The sequence below is a fragment of the Cupriavidus sp. FW306-01-F10A genome, assembly GCF_058782785.1.
Genome location: NZ_JBYSYA010000008.1, coordinates 194,829 through 210,252 on the forward strand (window position 1 = coordinate 194,829; position 15,424 = coordinate 210,252).

Annotated in this window: 15 protein-coding genes; 1 reads left to right on the forward strand and 14 read right to left on the reverse strand. The window is 65.6% G+C overall.

The window, feature by feature from the left end; genetic code table 11:
• Positions 1-9: 9 nt before the first annotated feature.
• The 8 genes from truB to AC3WLF_RS14605 all read right to left on the reverse strand — a co-directional run bounded on the left by truB (position 10) and on the right by AC3WLF_RS14605 (position 10,803).
• Positions 10-957 carry a tRNA pseudouridine(55) synthase TruB gene (truB, locus tag AC3WLF_RS14570; RefSeq protein ID WP_492319921.1) on the reverse strand — a complete coding sequence of 316 codons (948 nt, stop codon included), beginning with the start codon at positions 955-957 and terminating at the stop codon, positions 10-12.
• 99 nt (positions 958-1,056) lie between these two features.
• Positions 1,057-1,425: a 30S ribosome-binding factor RbfA gene (gene rbfA / locus AC3WLF_RS14575; RefSeq protein ID WP_010809484.1), complete on the reverse strand. Its 369-nt coding sequence runs from the start codon at positions 1,423-1,425 to the stop codon at positions 1,057-1,059.
• Between the two features lie 60 nt (positions 1,426-1,485).
• Positions 1,486-4,374 (reverse strand): translation initiation factor IF-2, encoded by a 2,889-nt coding sequence (gene infB / locus AC3WLF_RS14580; protein WP_492319920.1) that lies wholly within the window; start codon positions 4,372-4,374, stop codon positions 1,486-1,488.
• Between the two features lie 91 nt (positions 4,375-4,465).
• The gene (gene nusA, locus AC3WLF_RS14585) at positions 4,466-5,941 is read right to left on the reverse strand and encodes a transcription termination factor NusA (protein ID WP_492358425.1); all 1,476 of its coding nucleotides are present in this window, start codon (positions 5,939-5,941) and stop codon (positions 4,466-4,468) included.
• Complete coding sequence (gene rimP / locus AC3WLF_RS14590; protein ID WP_492319919.1) at positions 5,938-6,426, reverse strand: ribosome maturation factor RimP; 489 nt, start codon at positions 6,424-6,426, stop codon at positions 5,938-5,940. Before rimP ends, nusA begins: the two co-directional genes overlap by 4 nt.
• Before the next feature lie 300 nt (positions 6,427-6,726).
• Positions 6,727-8,616: a 23S rRNA pseudouridine(2605) synthase RluB gene (rluB, locus tag AC3WLF_RS14595; protein ID WP_492352279.1), complete on the reverse strand. Its 1,890-nt coding sequence runs from the start codon at positions 8,614-8,616 to the stop codon at positions 6,727-6,729.
• Positions 8,617-8,621: 5 nt separating this feature from the next.
• On the reverse strand, positions 8,622-9,476 hold the full coding sequence (gene scpB / locus AC3WLF_RS14600) for an SMC-Scp complex subunit ScpB (protein ID WP_492319917.1): 855 nt from the start codon (positions 9,474-9,476) through the stop codon (positions 8,622-8,624).
• A 568-nt stretch (positions 9,477-10,044) separates the two neighbouring features.
• Complete coding sequence (locus AC3WLF_RS14605) at positions 10,045-10,803, reverse strand: sulfite exporter TauE/SafE family protein (protein WP_492358426.1); 759 nt, start codon at positions 10,801-10,803, stop codon at positions 10,045-10,047.
• Between the two features lie 78 nt (positions 10,804-10,881).
• Here AC3WLF_RS14605 and fnr point away from each other — a divergent pair, with 78 nt between their 5' ends.
• The gene (gene fnr / locus AC3WLF_RS14610; RefSeq protein ID WP_010809477.1) at positions 10,882-11,607 is read left to right on the forward strand and encodes a fumarate/nitrate reduction transcriptional regulator Fnr; all 726 of its coding nucleotides are present in this window, start codon (positions 10,882-10,884) and stop codon (positions 11,605-11,607) included.
• A 62-nt stretch (positions 11,608-11,669) separates the two neighbouring features.
• Here fnr and AC3WLF_RS14615 read toward each other — a convergent pair whose 3' ends face one another.
• The 6 genes from AC3WLF_RS14615 to ccoO are packed head-to-tail and all read right to left on the reverse strand — an operon-like array spanning position 11,670 to position 15,422.
• On the reverse strand, positions 11,670-11,915 hold the full coding sequence (locus tag AC3WLF_RS14615) for a hypothetical protein (protein WP_013957176.1): 246 nt from the start codon (positions 11,913-11,915) through the stop codon (positions 11,670-11,672).
• A complete protein-coding gene (locus tag AC3WLF_RS14620; RefSeq protein ID WP_492319915.1) occupies positions 11,912-12,121 on the reverse strand; it encodes a hypothetical protein in 210 nt (69 codons plus the stop codon). The genes AC3WLF_RS14615 and AC3WLF_RS14620 overlap by 4 nt, the downstream gene beginning before the upstream one ends.
• A gap of 28 nt (positions 12,122-12,149) precedes the next feature.
• A complete protein-coding gene (ccoG, locus tag AC3WLF_RS14625) occupies positions 12,150-13,622 on the reverse strand; it encodes a cytochrome c oxidase accessory protein CcoG (protein WP_492319914.1) in 1,473 nt (490 codons plus the stop codon).
• 49 nt (positions 13,623-13,671) lie between these two features.
• On the reverse strand, positions 13,672-14,589 hold the full coding sequence (gene ccoP / locus AC3WLF_RS14630; protein ID WP_492319913.1) for a cytochrome-c oxidase, cbb3-type subunit III: 918 nt from the start codon (positions 14,587-14,589) through the stop codon (positions 13,672-13,674).
• 2 nt (positions 14,590-14,591) lie between these two features.
• Complete coding sequence (locus tag AC3WLF_RS14635) at positions 14,592-14,756, reverse strand: cbb3-type cytochrome oxidase subunit 3 (protein WP_010809472.1); 165 nt, start codon at positions 14,754-14,756, stop codon at positions 14,592-14,594.
• Positions 14,757-14,759: 3 nt separating this feature from the next.
• Positions 14,760-15,422: a cytochrome-c oxidase, cbb3-type subunit II gene (ccoO, locus tag AC3WLF_RS14640; protein WP_492319912.1), complete on the reverse strand. Its 663-nt coding sequence runs from the start codon at positions 15,420-15,422 to the stop codon at positions 14,760-14,762.
• Positions 15,423-15,424: the final 2 nt, after the last annotated feature.

Consider the following 15,424-nt stretch of genomic DNA (forward strand, 5'->3'; position numbering starts at 1 on the left):
TCGCGCAATTTACAGCTTGACCAGCCGCTCCGGCCGCAACGCGCCTTCGCGCATGCGTGCCACGCCCAGCAGCCGGGCTGGTTCGCCGGCATAGACGCGCGCCAGCGCATCCTCGGCCAGCCCGGTGGCGGCCGGCAGGTCGCGCTGGGCGATGCGCTGGCCCTGCAGGAAGCGCGCTGCGGCGGCGTCATCCAGATGCACCGGTGCACACTTCTGCAGCAAGGCGTCCACAGGTGCGAGCATGGCCGGGCGCTGTGCATCGTCGTGCTGTTCGATCTGCTCCAGCGTCACCGCGCCGTCCAACGTCAGGTCGCCCACGGCGATCCGGCGCAGTCCGGTCAGGTGCGCGCCGCAGCCCAGCGCTTCGCCGATGTCCTCGGCCAGCGTGCGGATATAGGTGCCCTTGCTGCACGTCACCCGCATCGTGAACGACAGGGCATCGGGCAAGGCACAATCCAGCAGCGCAATCGAACGGATGGTGACGCGGCGCGCCGCGCGCTCCACGGTCTGGCCGGCGCGCGCGTATTCATACAGCGGGCGGCCGTCCTTCTTCAGCGCCGAATGCATCGGCGGCACCTGTTCGATCTCGCCGAGGAAGCTTGCCAGCGCCTGCTCCACCGCGGCGCGGTCGCAGGTGACCTCGCGCACGTCGAGCAACTCGCCTTCGGCGTCGCCCGTGCTCGAGCGCGCGCCCAGCCGCACCACGGCGTCATAGGTCTTGTCCGCTTCCAGCAGGTCTTGCGAAAACTTGGTGGCTTCGCCGAAGCACAGCGGCAGCAGCCCCGTGGCAAGCGGATCCAGCGTGCCGGTATGGCCGGCCTTGGCCGCGCGCAAGAGGCGCTTGGCGCGCACCAGCGCGTCGTTGGACGACAGGCCCAGCGGCTTGTCGAGCAGCAACACACCATGGACCTCGCGGCGCGGCAGGCGCGGCGGGCGGTTGGCGTTGGAATCGGTCATCTGGAGAAAGCGGGAGGCGGGACGGCGATGCGGCGCGGATGGCGGCAACGTGAACGTAGTGGCCGCGAAACCCATGCCAGGGCGGCATGGGCGCCGGCTTCAGTCGTCTTTCGAACGCGTGGCGTTCGCTTCGTTGATCAGCTTGGACATCTCGATCGCATGTTCGACCGAGGTATCGTGGAAGAAGCGCAGCGTCGGCACGGTATGGATGTGCAGGCGCTTGTACAGCAGCGAGTGCAGGTAGCCGGCCTTTTCGTTCAGGATGGCTTCCGCCTCGGCGGCTTCGGCGCCCAGCACGGTGAAGTACACCTTGGCGTGCGCATAGTCGGGCGTCAGCGCGACCGACTGCAGCGTGACCAGGCCGAGGCGCGGGTCGCGCAGTTCGCGCTGGATCATCTCGGCCAGGTCCTTCTGGATCTGGTCGGAGATGCGGAGATTGCGGGAGGAGATGCTGCCTTTCTTGGCCATTCAATACAGTCTGGTCGAGATGACAACGGCAGGCCGAAGCCTGCCGTTGCTTGCGACGCCTTACAGCGTACGCGCCACCTCTGTGATTTCGTACACCTCGAGCTGGTCGCCTTCCTGAACATCATTGAAGTTCTTGATCGACAGACCGCACTCGAAGCCTTGCTTGACTTCCTTGACGTCGTCCTTGAAGCGCTTGAGCGAATCCAGCTCGCCGTCGTGGATGACCACGTTGTTGCGCAGCACGCGCACCAGCGAGTTGCGCTTGACCAGGCCGTCGGTGACCATACAGCCGGCCACCGCACCGATCTTCGGCACGCGGAACACCTGGCGCACCTCGACCTGGCCGATGGTGGTCTCGCGCTTCTCCGGCGCCAGCATGCCCGACATCGCCGCCTTGATCTCGTCTACCGCATCGTAAATGATGTTGTAGTAGCGGATATCGATGCCGTTGTGCTCGGCCAGCTTGCGCGCACCAGCGTCGGCACGCACGTTGAAGCCGATGATGACCGCCTTCGAAGCCGTCGCCAGGTTGACGTCGGATTCGGAGATGCCACCCACGCCGCCATGCACGATCTGCACGCGCACTTCGGCGGTCGACAGCTTCTGCAGCGACTGCACCAGCGCTTCCTGCGAACCCTGCACGTCGGCCTTGACGATCAACGGCAGCGTCTGCACTTCGCCTTCGGCCATCTGCTCGAGCATGTTCTCCAGCTTGGCGGCCTGTTGCTTGGCCAGCTTCACGTCGCGGAACTTGCCCTGGCGGAACAGCGCGATTTCACGTGCCTTGCGCTCGTCCGGCAGCACCAGCACTTCTTCACCGGCGGCAGGCACTTCCGACAGACCCTGGATTTCCACCGGGATCGACGGGCCTGCTTCCTTGGTCGGCTTGCCGTTCTCGTCCAGCATGGCACGCACGCGGCCGTAGGCGCTGCCAGCCAGGACCACATCGCCACGCTTGAGCGTGCCGCTGCTGACCAGGATGGTTGCGATCGGGCCCTTGCCCTTGTCCAGCTGGGCTTCCACCACCAGGCCCTTGGCCGGGGCATCCACCGGAGCGGTCAGTTCCAGCACTTCGGCTTGCAGGAGCACTTGCTCGAGCAGCTCTTCCACACCGGTACCCATCTTGGCGGAAACCGGCACGAACGGCGAATCGCCGCCGTATTCTTCCGGCACCACCTGCTCCGCCACCAGTTCCTGCTTGACGCGGTCCGGGTTGGCATCGGGCTTGTCGATCTTGTTGATCGCCACCACGATCGGCACACCGGCAGCCTTGGCATGCGCAATGGCTTCCTTGGTCTGCGGCATCACGCCGTCGTCGGCGGCCACCACCAGGATCACGATGTCGGTCGCCTTGGCACCGCGGGCACGCATGGCCGTGAAGGCCTCGTGACCCGGGGTATCCAGGAACGTGATCACGCCGCGGTCGGTTTCCACATGGTAGGCACCGATGTGCTGCGTAATCCCGCCAGCTTCGCCCGCAGCCACCTTGGTGCGGCGGATGTAGTCCAGCAGCGAGGTCTTGCCGTGGTCGACGTGACCCATCACGGTCACCACCGGCGGACGCGGCAGCAGTTCGGCATCGGTGTGTTCCTCACCGCCCACCACCAGCAGCGCTTCCGGATCGTCCAGCTTGGCGGCATACGCCTTGTGGCCCATTTCTTCCACCACGATCATGGCGGTTTCCTGGTCCAGCACCTGGTTGATGGTCACCATCTGGCCGAGCTTCATCATCTGCTTGATGACCTCGGATGCCTTGACGGCCATCTTGTGCGCCAGGTCGGCCACCGAGACGGTTTCCGGCACGTGCACTTCACGCACCACCGGCTCGGTCGGCGCCTGGAAGCTGCTGCGGCTGTCGTCATGCTGTTGCTGCCTGCCGCCGCGGCCACGCGGGCCACCGCGCCAGCCGCCCACGCCACCCGAGGTATCGCCGCGGGTCTTCAGGCCGCTGCCCTTCTTGCGGCTGCTGTCGTCCTGCCAGCCCGCCTTCACGACCTTGCCCTTCTTGTCGGCAGTTGCCGTGGTCGTGGTCGTGGTGGCCGGCTTCTTGTCGTCCTTCTTCGCTTCCGTGGTCGCACCGGCCGGCTTCACCGGCTTGTGCAGCGTACCGGTCTGCTCGGCCTTCTTCTCTTCGGCCTTGCGCTCGGACGGCGCCTTCAGCACGCGGGGCGGCGCGTTCAGCATCTGCTGGATCGCACGGGCCTCGGCTTCGGCAGCCTCGCGGCGCTTGCGCGCAGCGACTTCCTGCTCGGCGCGGGCCTTGTCGGCGGCAGCCTTGGCCTCGTCGGCAGCCTTCTGCGCCTCGGCGCGTTCGGCGGTGACGCGTGCCTTCTCGTCCTCTGCCTTCTTGCGCGAGGAATCCTCGTTGGCCTCGGTCACGGCGCGCGACGCGGCAGCCTCTTCCTCCGCCTTGCGGGCGGCGAGTTCGGCCTGGCGGCGCTGTTCAGCCTCCAGCGCTTCCTGGCGGGCGCGGCGCTCGGCTTCCTCGCGCTCGGCTGCCTCGCGGGCGGCCTTGGCTTCAGCTTCCTGGCGCGCCAGCAGTTCGGCCTGCTGGCGTTCTTCCTCGTCGCGGCGAGCTTCCTCGACAGCATCGACGACAGGCGCCTGGGCTTCGACCGCGTCGGCCTGGGCATCGGGCGCAGCTTCGTCGCGCTTGATCAGCACGCGCTTCTTGCGCACTTCCACCTGGACCGTGCGGGTCTTGCCAGTGCCATCCGACTGGCGGATCTCGGAGGTTTCGCGCTTGGTCAGTGTGATCTTCTTGCGGGAGCTGTCGTCGGCCTGGCCGTGCGAACGCTTCAGATAGTCCAGCAGCCTGGTCTTATCCGATTCCGTGATGATGTCTTCTGGCGTCGCTTTGCCCACCCCAGCCGCCTGCAATTGTTCCAGCAGGGCAGCTGCGCTGCGACTCAGTTCTGCGGCCAGTTGGGCAACTGTTGTGCTTGCCATTCAAACCCTTTCAATGCTTGGTTTCTACGTCGGGACAAATCGTTGCGGAAAGCGCGCCCGGGCCAGGTGTAGGCTGGCCCGGCCGTGTCCCTCAGTTGAACCAATGTTCCCGTGCTTTCATGATCAGCGACTTGGCTTCTTCCTCGCTGACACCGGTCATCTCGACCAGCTCGTCCACGGCCAGTTCGGCCAGGTCGTCACGCGTATGGATATCGCCTTCGGCCAGCTTGCCGATCAGTTCCGGGTTGAGGCCGTCGAGCGAGCGCAGGTCCTGCGACACCTCTTCCACCTTTTCTTCCCGGGCCAGTTCCATCGTCAGGAGCGCATCACGCGCGCGATTGCGCAGCTCGTTGACGGTGTCTTCGTCAAAGGCCTCGATCTCCATCATTTCACTGATGGGGACATAAGCCACTTCTTCCAGCGTGGAGAAGCCTTCCTCGATCAGGATGTCGGCAACTTCCTCATCCACGTCCAGCTTGGACATGAACAGCTTGCGCACGACATCGCTCTCTTCGGCCTGCTTCTGCGCCGACTCTTCCTGCGTCATGATGTTTATCTGCCAGCCGGTCAGCTCGGTCGCCAGGCGCACGTTCTGACCACTGCGACCGATCGAGACGGCGAGGTTTTCCTCGTCGACCACCACGTCCATGCTGTGCTTTTCTTCATCCACCACGATCGACTGCACCTGTGCCGGTGCCAGCGCGCCGATCACGAACTGCGCCGGGTCTTCCGACCACAGCACGATGTCCACGGCCTCGCCGCCGATCTCGTTGCGCACCGCGGTGACGCGGGTACCGCGCACGCCGACGCAGGTGCCGATCGGGTCGATGCGCTTGTCATGCGCGACCACGGCGATCTTGGCGCGCACGCCCGGATCACGGGCAGCCGCCTTGATCTCCAGCAGGCCTTGTTCCATTTCCGGCACTTCGTTCTCGAAGAGCTTGATCAGGAACTCGGGCGCGGTACGCGACAGTTCAATCTGCGGGCCGCGCGCGGCGCGGTCCACATTCAGGATATACGCACGCACGCGGTCACCGGTGCGCAGGTTTTCCTTGGGGATGATCTGGTCGCGGGCCAGCAGCGCTTCCACGCGGCCGGATTCGACGATCAGGCCCTTCTTGTCGGCGCGCTTGACCGTGCCGGTCATGATCTTCTCGCCGCGATCCAGGTAGTCGTTCAGGATCTGCTCGCGCTCGGCGTCGCGGATGCGCTGCAGGATCACCTGCTTGGCAGCCTGCGCACCGATGCGGCCGAACTCGACCGACTCGATCTGCTGCTCGATAAAGTCACCCAGCTCGATGCCGGGGTTTTCATCGCGGGCTTCGAACAGCAGGATCTGCTTGTCCGGCTCTTGCAGGCCCAGCTCGTCGGGAACGACCAGCCAGCGGCGGAAGGTTTCATGCTCGCCCGACTCGCGATCGATCGCGACACGGATATCCACGTCTTCCTCGAAACGCTTCTTGGTGGCCGAGGCGAGCGCCGCCTCCAGGGCACCGAATACCACATCCTTGTCGACGTTCTTCTCACGCGCAAGCGCATCGACGAGCAACAGAACTTCGCGGCTCATTGCTTGTTCCCTTTTCTTTGATTTCCTTTGAAGTCGATCACCGGCACCAGGCGTGCCTTGTCGACATCGGATACGGCAAATTCCAGCAGCGCCGGGCCATCTTTGCCTTCGAACTCCAGGCCAATCATCTCCTCGCCCGCCGCGCCGGTGGGCTCGCGCAGGATGCCTGTGAAGTTCTTCTGTCCGTTGACGGGCAGGCGCAGCGTCACGCGCACCTCCTCGCCGGCAAAGCGGACATAGTCCGCCAGCTTCTTCAGCGGCCGGTCCAGTCCGGGCGACGAGACCTCGAGGCGTTCATAGTCGACGTTCTCGACCGTGAACACGTGGGTGAGCTGGCGGCTCACCTTTTCACAATCCTCGATGGCAATGCCGGTTTCAGGCTGATCGATATAGACACGCAGCAATCCGGCCGGGGCACGCTCGAGCTCGACCAGCTCATATCCCATGCCGCTTAGGGTGGTTTCGATCAAATCTGCCAGATGCACTGTTATCCCGAGTAATGGCCATCAACACCGTGGCAGGCAAACCCGCCGGTGCCGTCCGGGACGACCCTGCTGCAGCCCTGCCTGTCCGCCATCCCCCGCTCCAGCGGAGAGAACCGAAAAACGGGCGAACCAAAAAAAAATGGGCGCAATGCCCATCATTCGCCCATCCTCGACGAGGATGGCTTTTTGAATAGACTTGAATTATACGCGGATTATGTCGAAAAGGCAAAAGCCAGACATTTCCGCGCACCGAATCCGGCGCCGGCAGGCGTTCAGCCCGCCATGCGCCGCAATCAGCGCTTATCGGTTGCCGCCGCGGTTGCCACCACGGTTGCCGCCGCCACTGCCACTACCGCCGCGCGGGGAACGGTTGCCGCCCGGTTTCGACGCCTTCGGCATCACATTGCCGTTGGCTTCGCCGCCGCCGCGACGCGGCTTGCCCTGACCCTGGCCGCCCAGGCCACCCTGGCCACCCTGACCGCGCATGCCACCCATGCCGCCCATGCCGGCGCCACCACGCCCCTGGCGTGCGCCAGTGCCGCGCCCGCCGCCCAGGTTGGCCGCGTGCGAGGTCAGCAAGGTGGGCCCGTGGGTGATATAGCCCATCGAGGTCTTCATCGGGTCCGGCTGGCTGCTGCGGCCGCCGCTACCGCCCCGGGCGCCGCCCTGGTCGAAGCGCGGCAGGCCGTCCATGCCCGTGGGCATCGGCATGCCGGCAATCGCGGCTTCGGTGCGCTGCTTGCGCCCGCCTACCTTGGTGGCGCCCTTGGGAGCCTGCTCGCCCTTGCCGGGCACCTTCAGGCCGACACCGGCCATCAGCGCCTTGACGTCATTCGGCTCGACTTCCTGCCAGCGGCCGCGCTTGAGGCCACGCGGCAGCAGGAACTGGCCGTAGCGGGTGCGGATCAGGCGCGACACGGTCAGCCCGACCGCCTCGAACATGCGGCGCACTTCACGGTTGCGGCCTTCGGTCAGGGCCACGTGATACCACTGGTTGACGCCTTCGCCGCCGCCGTCGGCAATACGCAGGAAGTTGGCCTCGCCGTCATCGAGCTTGATGCCATGCAGCAGGCGCTGGCGGTCGGCCTCGGCCAGCTCGCCCAGCGTGCGCACCGCGTACTCGCGCTCCACGCCATAGCGCGGATGCATGAAACGGTTGGCAATGTCACCCGAGGTGGTGAAGATCAGCAGGCCTTCGGTATTGAAGTCCAGGCGGCCCACTGCGACCCACTTGCCGGCCTTGATGCGCGGCAGGCTGTCGAACACGGTCGGACGGCCTTCCGGATCGGACTGGCTGACGATCTCGCCGGCGGGCTTGTGGTACAGCAGCACGCGCGGCGGCTTGGTCGACACCTTGCGGTGGATCAGCTTGCCGTTCACGCGGACCTGGTCCGCCGGCAGGATGCGCTGGCCGATATGGGCCGGCAGGCCGTTGACCGAAACGCGGCCCTGCAGGATCAGTTCTTCCATCTCGCGGCGCGAGCCCAGCCCGCCCTCGGCCAGCACCTTGTGCAGCTTGGGCGCGTCGTCGTCGGCCGACAGCTCGCGCACCGGCTTGGCCTTGGTGCGCGGAATGACGGTGTCTTCGTTGTCGTACTGCTCGGAGATCACGAAGCGGAACAGGTCTTCGCTGCTCGCCGCGGTCTTGTCCCCGCCGCCCTGGCCCTTGCGGGGCGCCTGCGGCTTGCCGCCATCCTTGCGGCGGCCCTGCTGCCGCGCGCCGGTGCCCTGCGCCTCGCCCGGCGCTGCCGCCTTGCCCGAGCGCTGGACCGGCTTGCGCTTGCGGCCGGGCTGCTCGGGCTTGTCGGTGCCTTCGGCCCTGGCCGCGCGGTCCACCTTGTCTGCCTTGCTGGTGCCCTGGCCGCCCTGGCTACCCTGGCCGCCCTCGCCCTGCCCCGTCTTGCGCTTGCCGCGGCCACGCTGGCCAGCGCGCGCACCGCCCGCCGCCTGTGCGGCGCCCGCTTCACCGGCATCGGCCTGGCCGCCGGCGCCTTCGGCGCCCTCGCCGCGGTCCTGTGCCTGGCGGCGCGATGCGACCAGGTTCCTCAGCCCGCGGCGCAGCCCCTTGCGGCGGGGCGCGGCTTCGCTGCCCGATCCGGGTTCTGCGGCGCCGGTGTCGGCGGGTGCGCCCGCATTGCGGGTGTCTTGCTCAACGGAATCAGACAAGATATTCACTATCGGATGTTGCATGTTGTTCAGTTCGGCACGCGCTCGTCGTGCTCGCTCGGGTGCGGCGGGGTGCCGTTGTCCGGCAAATCGCCCCGCGCCCCGTCCGGATTGGGTGCGGCTGGTTCGGTGGAAGCGGCCTCGGCGGCATCGTCGGCTGCAGCTTGCAGCGGTTGCGCGTCAAAGCCATTGGCGCCTTGGTCGACCGGGCCGGTCGTCTCGGCTTCGTTTGCGACGGATGCTTCAGCCACATCCGCTGCGTGCGCGGCGGGGTCGGCAAAAGCCTCTTCGTCGGCGCTGGCCGCCTTGTTTGCAGCCAGGTCTTCAAAATTGATGGCCTGCTGTTCCAGCAGGGTTGCCTGCGCCTGCGCCTGGGCATCTTCCAGCGGCGGCAGCTCATCCAGCGTACGCAGGCCAAGATCGTCCAGGAACGCCTTGGTGGTCGCATACAGCGCCGGCCTGCCCGGCACGTCGCGGTGTCCGATCACCTCGATCCAGCTGCGGTCCTCAAGCTTCTTGATGACTTCCGTGCTGACCGTCACGCCGCGGATTTCCTCGATATCGCCGCGGGTCACCGGCTGCCGGTAGGCAATGATCGCCAGTGTTTCCATCACCGCGCGCGAATATTTTGGCGGCTTTTCAGGATTCAGCCGATCCAGGTATTCACGCATTTCCGGCCGGCTCTGGAAGCGCCAGCCGCTGGCCAGCGCCACCAGTTCCACGCCGCGCGGCCGCCAGTCCTGGCGCAGTTCATCAAGCAGCACGCGGATGGTGTCTGCGCCGACGTCGTCGTCAAACAGCCGCCGCAGATCATTGACGCGCAGCGGTTCCTGCGCGCAGATCAGCGCCGTCTCGAGGACGATCTTCGCCTCTTGGGTATTCATGTTGATGGTGTGCAGCCTGTCTTTGCACCTGCTCCCGGACGGATCCGGGGCACCGGAGATTTTGGATACAGCGGTGCGAAAGCCACCGCCATCTCATTGCGCAGCTAGCCGGATACCTGCTGCATCCAAGCCGTGCACTTCCCTATCTTTGCATCGAGTTGCCGGGCGTTCCGGCAGGAGATCGTTCGCATGCCGTTATGGGCCAGCCAGCGAACCTCTTGCGTAGCGCGTCCGCACATATCGGACGTCGCTGTCAGCGAACTGAAGGCCTCGGACGCAAGAAAAACGGGTATCGGGAGCAAGGCCGGCATCGCCAACACCGCAGTGCCAGCCGGACTTTTGAACCAGATCTTTTGAACCGGATGGACTTTGGGGACGGGACGGGCATCGAAAACCTTCCGCTTCCCCTGCCCTGAACTCGCCTTCTGGTATGAAGGCCGCCTGGCGCTGCTCGCCCGCTGCTTACCGCGGCTCACAAGACGCCGCGCGATACCGCAATGTTGGCGATTGTATGGCATTCCCGCCCCCGCCTGCAACCATCATCCGTTGCCCGCGCGGCGCCGGCGCCTCAGAACACCAGGCAGAATCCATGCTCGGCCAGCGAATGTGGCAACAGCACCGCTCGCGCAATGCCAAGGCCGCCGAACGCCATCACCGCCAGGCCGGCACCCAGGCGCACGCCGGGACGTCGCGACAGCGTACGCAAATAGCCCGACAGGCCGGAGAGCACCAGCAGGTTAGGCAGTGTGCCGAGCCCGAACACGCCCATCACGAGTGCGCCGGACGCCGCATTTCCCGCCAGCAGCGCCAGCGTGAGCGCCCCATAGACCATGCCGCACGGCACCAGTCCCCACGCCAGGCCCACGCCATATCGCCGCGCCAGGCCGCCGCGTGCGCGCACAAACGACGGCATGCCGCGTGCCACGCCAGCCAGCCGGCGCGCCACCGTTGCGCCGGCACGCGCCGCCAGCCGCTCCAGCCAGTCGACGGTAAAAGTGTTGCCGCGCAGCAACCGCCAGCCCGACCACAGCAGCATGACGCTGCCTGCGCCGAACAGCCAGCGCTGCACCGGCAGATAGTCCAGCTTCCACGCCGAAGCACCGACCGCGCCCAGCGCGGCCCCAAGCAGCATATAGGTCGAGATCCGGCCCAGGTGCATTATCAGCAACTCGCCCAGCCAGGCGGCACGGCTGGGCACAAGACTGATCGTCGCCGCCGCCCCGCGGCGTTGCTCCACGGCCAGCGCCACGCCGCCGCACATGGCAGCGCAGTGGACCCCGCCCAGCAAAGCCAGCAGAAAAACGCTGATCAGTACGCCAAATGTCAATTCTCACTCCCTACCACATCACATCGCACGGTAAAATGTCCTTATCGCGCCCTCGCTGCCATTTCTAGCAGGTTCCAATTGCTCACCTCCATTCCCATTACCGAGATGTCACCCCGCTGCTCCACCTGTGCGATGGGGCAGCTGTGCCTTCCGGTCGGCATGTCGCAGCAAGACCTTGCCAAGATGGACACGCTGGTTCAGGAACGCATCCGTGTGCACAAGGGTGAAACCCTGTATCGCATGGGCGATCCGCTCACCGCGGTCTATGCCGTGCGCTTTGGCACGCTCAAGACCCACGTCACCACTGAAGACGGCCGCTCGCAGATTACCGGCTTCCACCTGCCCGGCGAAATTGTCGGTCTCGACGGGCTGGGCGAGATGCAGCATGCCTCCGATGCCGCCGCGCTGGAGGACACCGAAGTCTGCGTGGTCCGCATGAGCGAGTTGCAATCGCTGTCGGCAGACCTGCCGTCGCTGCAGCAGCAGTTCCTGCGCCTGATGGGCAAGGAAATCACGCATGACCAACTGATGCTGGTCACGCTGGGCTCGATGCGCGCCGAGGAACGCCTTGCCGCCTTCCTGATCAACCTCTCTGAGCGCCTGTCGGCGCGCGGCTATTCGGCGTCCGAGTTCGTGATGCGCATGAGCCGCGAAGAGATCGGCAGCTACCTGGGCCTGAAGCTCGAAACCGTCAGCCGCCTGTTCTCTCGCTTTGCCGAAGCCGGCCTGATCCAGATTCGCCAGCGCCACGTCAAGCTCGTGGACATCGACGGCATCAAGCAACTCTACAGCCGCTCCTGCTAAGCGGCCAAGGCGCTGTCATGGCCGCATCCGGCCATGACAGCGCAGGCCTCACGGCAGCCCGCTTACTCCAGTTCGTCGGTATCGCTGAGCCGCGTCGGCATGGTGTAGAGCGTCAGTCCGCTGGACAACGCGCAGAACACCCAGGCCATCAGGAAGCCGATGGTGTAGACCGATTCGCGGGACGCTTCGATCGGCTGGCCGAAGAAGTTCAGGTCACCGGGATCCACCACCGAAAACACCGTCGCGGTCGCAAACCCAGCCATCAGGAACGCCGGCCAGAGTACCCACATCAGCCAGCGCAACCTCATGGCTGCCTCACAGCGGCAGCCTTGGGCGGCGCGGCGTCGACCTTCTCGACCACCAGGCCATGGCGCGTTGCACCCTGCACCGGCATGTCCGGATGCGTGGATGCCAGCCAGATTGTCACGCCGCACGCCACCATCGCCACCAGCGGGCCGCTCATCAACAGCCACGGCCACGGCTCCTTCCACCACGGATTGCCTTGCTGACTCATCTTGCCCCCTTCATCTTGACGACTAGCTTCACAAATCGCGCGGCACGATGAAACTGGTGGATTGCCGGATTTCGGCATGCCCCCGCTCCGTGCCTTCGCTCGTCACTGTCACGTTGATCTTGTGCGTGCCCTGCGCCGCGGCCTCGATCGGCACGCGGATCCGGATCGGCAGCAACCGGTTGGACGTCGGCGCCAGCGATTCGGCCTGCTTGTCGTATTCCACCGTCAGGTTCTTCAATTCGTCGCTGTCGGCGCGCACGCTGATCTGCATCGGCGCTTCGGTGGTGTTGATCAGCTGCAGGCGATAGACATTCTCGATCCAGCGGCCTTCCACTTCACGGCCGAGCGCACCACGGTCGCGGATGATGTCGACCTTCAGCGGCGTGCGCAGCGCGATCGAAGCCATGAACCCGGCCAGCAGTGCCACCCAGATCACGGAATAGATAACGACGCGCGGGCGCAGCAGGCGCTTGCGCGATGCCGCCGCGGACAAGCCCTTGCGCATCGCGTTTTCCGAGGTGTACCGGATCAGGCCGCGCGGATATGCCATCTTGTCCATGACCTGGTCGCAGGCGTCGATGCAGGCGCCGCAGCCGATGCACTCGTACTGCAGGCCGTCGCGGATATCGATGCCCGTCGGGCACACCTGCACGCAGATGCTGCAGTTGACGCAGTCGCCAAGCCCCGCCTTGTGGTGGTCGGTCTTGCGCGACCGGCTGCCGCGCGGCTCGCCGCGGCCGACGTCGTAGGTCACGACATAGGTATCGCGATCCACCATCACGCTCTGGAAGCGCGCATACGGGCACATGTACTTGCACACCTGCTCGCGCATGAAGCCCGCATTGCCCCAGGTGGCGAACGCGTAGAACAGCATCCAGAACGACTGCCACGGCCCCAGCGACAGGCTGAGCACCTCGCCGCCCAGTTCGCGGATCGGTGCGAAATAGCCGATGAAGGTAAAGCCGGTCCAGAGCGCAATCAGCACCCACAGGAAGTGCTTGGTCGCCTTGAGACGGAACTTGCGCAGGCTCCACGGATCGCCGTCGAGCCGGATGCGGGCGATGCGGTCGCCTTCGACCCGCCGCTCGATCCACATGAAGATCTCGGTGTAGACCGTCTGCGGACAGGCATAGCCGCAGAACAGCCGCCCCGCGATCGCCGTGAACAGGAACAGCGCCAGCGCCGAGATGACCAGCAGCACCGCCAGGTAGATGACGTCTTGCGGCCACAGCACCAGCCCGAAGATGTAGAACTTGCGCTCGCCAAGGTCAAACAGCACGGCCTGGCGGTCATTCCATTGGAGCCAGGGCGTGCCGTAGTAGATCAGCTGGGTCAGGATCACCAGCCAGACCCGCCAGCTGGAGAAGGCGCCCGTCACCGAGCGCGGGTAGATCTTGCGGCGGACCTCGTAGAGCGTTTCGTCAGAGGTCTCGCCCGGCGCAGCGGCCGACCGTTGCAGGTCGGCCGCCCGGGCCATTTCTTCGGTCCCGGGTGCGTTCATGGGCATGCTCTCCCGCGAGCTGCCAGCGCCCGCTCACATGAGTCGTCGGTCATTGCCCGGCTCCGCCCCCAGTGTTGGACAAACCCCAGACATAGGCCGTCAGCATCCGGATGCGTTCAGGCGTCAGGATCTCCTCATGCGCGGGCATGTGGTTGTTGTGGCCCTTCAGGATGGCGTCGACGATGCTGCCTTCCGAGCTACCATACAGCCAGACGTTGTCCGCCAGGTTGGGCGCGCCGAGCGCCTGGTTGCCCTTGCCGCCGGCGCCGTGGCATGCCACGCAGGTCGTCTTGAAGGCGCCCTCGCCACGCGACGCACGGATCGGGTCCGACGACAGGCCCGACAGCGAGCGCACGTATTGCGCCACGTCGCCCGCCTGCTTGGCGTCGATGGCCGCGGCAAACGGCGGCATCACGCCATTGCGGCCCTTGGTGATGGTCTGCTGGATGATGTCGGGTTCGCCACCATAGAGCCAGTCGCTGTCCGTCAGGTTCGGGAAGCCGCGGCTGCCGCGCGCGTCCGAGCCGTGGCATTGTGCGCAGTAGTTCAGGAACAGGCGCTGGCCGATCTCGCGCGCCTGCGGATCCGCCGCTACCTGCTTGACGTCCATCTTCAGGTACTTGGCGTAGATCTCGTTCTGCATTTTCTCCTGCGCCGCGCGGTGCGCGGCAAGTTCGCCCTGCGTGGAGAACTTCAGCACGCCGGCATACGAACCCAGTCCCGGGTACAGCACCAGGTAGGCCAGGCTGAAGATGCAGGCCAGCAGGAACATCCACATCCACCAGCGCGGCAACGGGTTGTTCAGCTCGCGCAGGTCACCGTCCCAGACATGGCCGGTGTCTTCAGTGCCGCCGGCGGTCTTGGCGACCTTGCGTTGCGAGAACAGCAGCCACACGCACCAGACGATGCCGATGAGCGCGATAGCGGCAATGTAATAACTCCAGAATTCGGAAATGAAATCGCTCATGGCTAGGTGTTCCGGCTCGATGTTGTCGTGGTTTCGTCAGGCAGCGCGAACGGCAGCATGGCGGATTCCCGGTTGGCGGCCTGCCGGCCGGCGGACCAGGCCCACCAGCAGATCCCCAGGAAGACGACCATCGACACGACGGTCGCAATGGCAGTGATCATGGCCATGGCTTACTCCTTGGGTGCCGCGGCCGCGGCGGAATCCACGCGGACGTTGCGGCGGTTGGTACCCAGGCCTTGCAGGTAGGCAACCAGCGCATCTTCTTCGGTCTTGCCCTTGAGCTCGTCCGGTGCCTTGGCGATCTCGGCATCCGTGTACGGCACGCCCAGGCGCACCAGCGCGCGCATGCGGGCCTGGATGTCGTTGGTGGGCAGCTCGGCCCTTTCCAGCCACGGGTACGATGGCATCACCGATTCCGGCACCACGTCGCGCGGATTGCGCAGGTGGATGCGCTGCCAGTCATCCGAGTAGCGCCCGCCCACGCGTGCCAGGTCGGGACCGGTGCGCTTGGAGCCCCACAGGAACGGGTGGTCGTAGACCGACTCGCCCGCCGTGGAAAAGTGGCCGTAGCGCTCGGTCTCGGCCTGCAGCGTGCGGACCTGCTGCGAGTGGCAGCCGACGCAGCCTTCACGGATATAGATATCGCGGCCCATCAGCCGCAGCGGCGAATACGGGGTGATGCCCGGATCCGGCTCGGTGGTGGAGTGCTGGAAGAACAGCGGCACGATCTGGACCAGACCCGCAATGCTGACCACGAGGATCGTGCAGATGATCAGCCAGCCGATGTTCTTCTCCAGCGTTTCGTGGGAAAAGAAGCGTTGTTTGTCGGACATCT

Excerpts from the sequence above, each read along its gene's own strand:
- ccoO (WP_492319912.1), bottom strand. The coding sequence starts at position 15,422 with ATGTCCGACAAACAACGCTTCTTTTCCCACGAAACGCTGGAGAAGAAC.
- ccoP (WP_492319913.1), bottom strand. The coding sequence starts at position 14,589 with ATGAGCGATTTCATTTCCGAATTCTGGAGTTATTACATTGCCGCTATC.
- AC3WLF_RS14620 (WP_492319915.1), bottom strand. The coding sequence starts at position 12,121 with ATGAGTCAGCAAGGCAATCCGTGGTGGAAGGAGCCGTGGCCGTGGCTG.
- scpB (WP_492319917.1), bottom strand. The coding sequence starts at position 9,476 with ATGAATACCCAAGAGGCGAAGATCGTCCTCGAGACGGCGCTGATCTGC.
- infB (WP_492319920.1), bottom strand. The coding sequence starts at position 4,374 with ATGGCAAGCACAACAGTTGCCCAACTGGCCGCAGAACTGAGTCGCAGC.
- truB (WP_492319921.1), bottom strand. The coding sequence starts at position 957 with ATGACCGATTCCAACGCCAACCGCCCGCCGCGCCTGCCGCGCCGCGAG.
- rluB (WP_492352279.1), bottom strand. The coding sequence starts at position 8,616 with ATGCAACATCCGATAGTGAATATCTTGTCTGATTCCGTTGAGCAAGAC.
- AC3WLF_RS14615 (WP_013957176.1), bottom strand. The coding sequence starts at position 11,915 with ATGAGGTTGCGCTGGCTGATGTGGGTACTCTGGCCGGCGTTCCTGATG.
- ccoG (WP_492319914.1), bottom strand. The coding sequence starts at position 13,622 with ATGAACGCACCCGGGACCGAAGAAATGGCCCGGGCGGCCGACCTGCAA.
- nusA (WP_492358425.1), bottom strand. The coding sequence starts at position 5,941 with ATGAGCCGCGAAGTTCTGTTGCTCGTCGATGCGCTTGCGCGTGAGAAG.
- AC3WLF_RS14635 (WP_010809472.1), bottom strand. The coding sequence starts at position 14,756 with ATGGCCATGATCACTGCCATTGCGACCGTCGTGTCGATGGTCGTCTTC.
- rbfA (WP_010809484.1), bottom strand. The coding sequence starts at position 1,425 with ATGGCCAAGAAAGGCAGCATCTCCTCCCGCAATCTCCGCATCTCCGAC.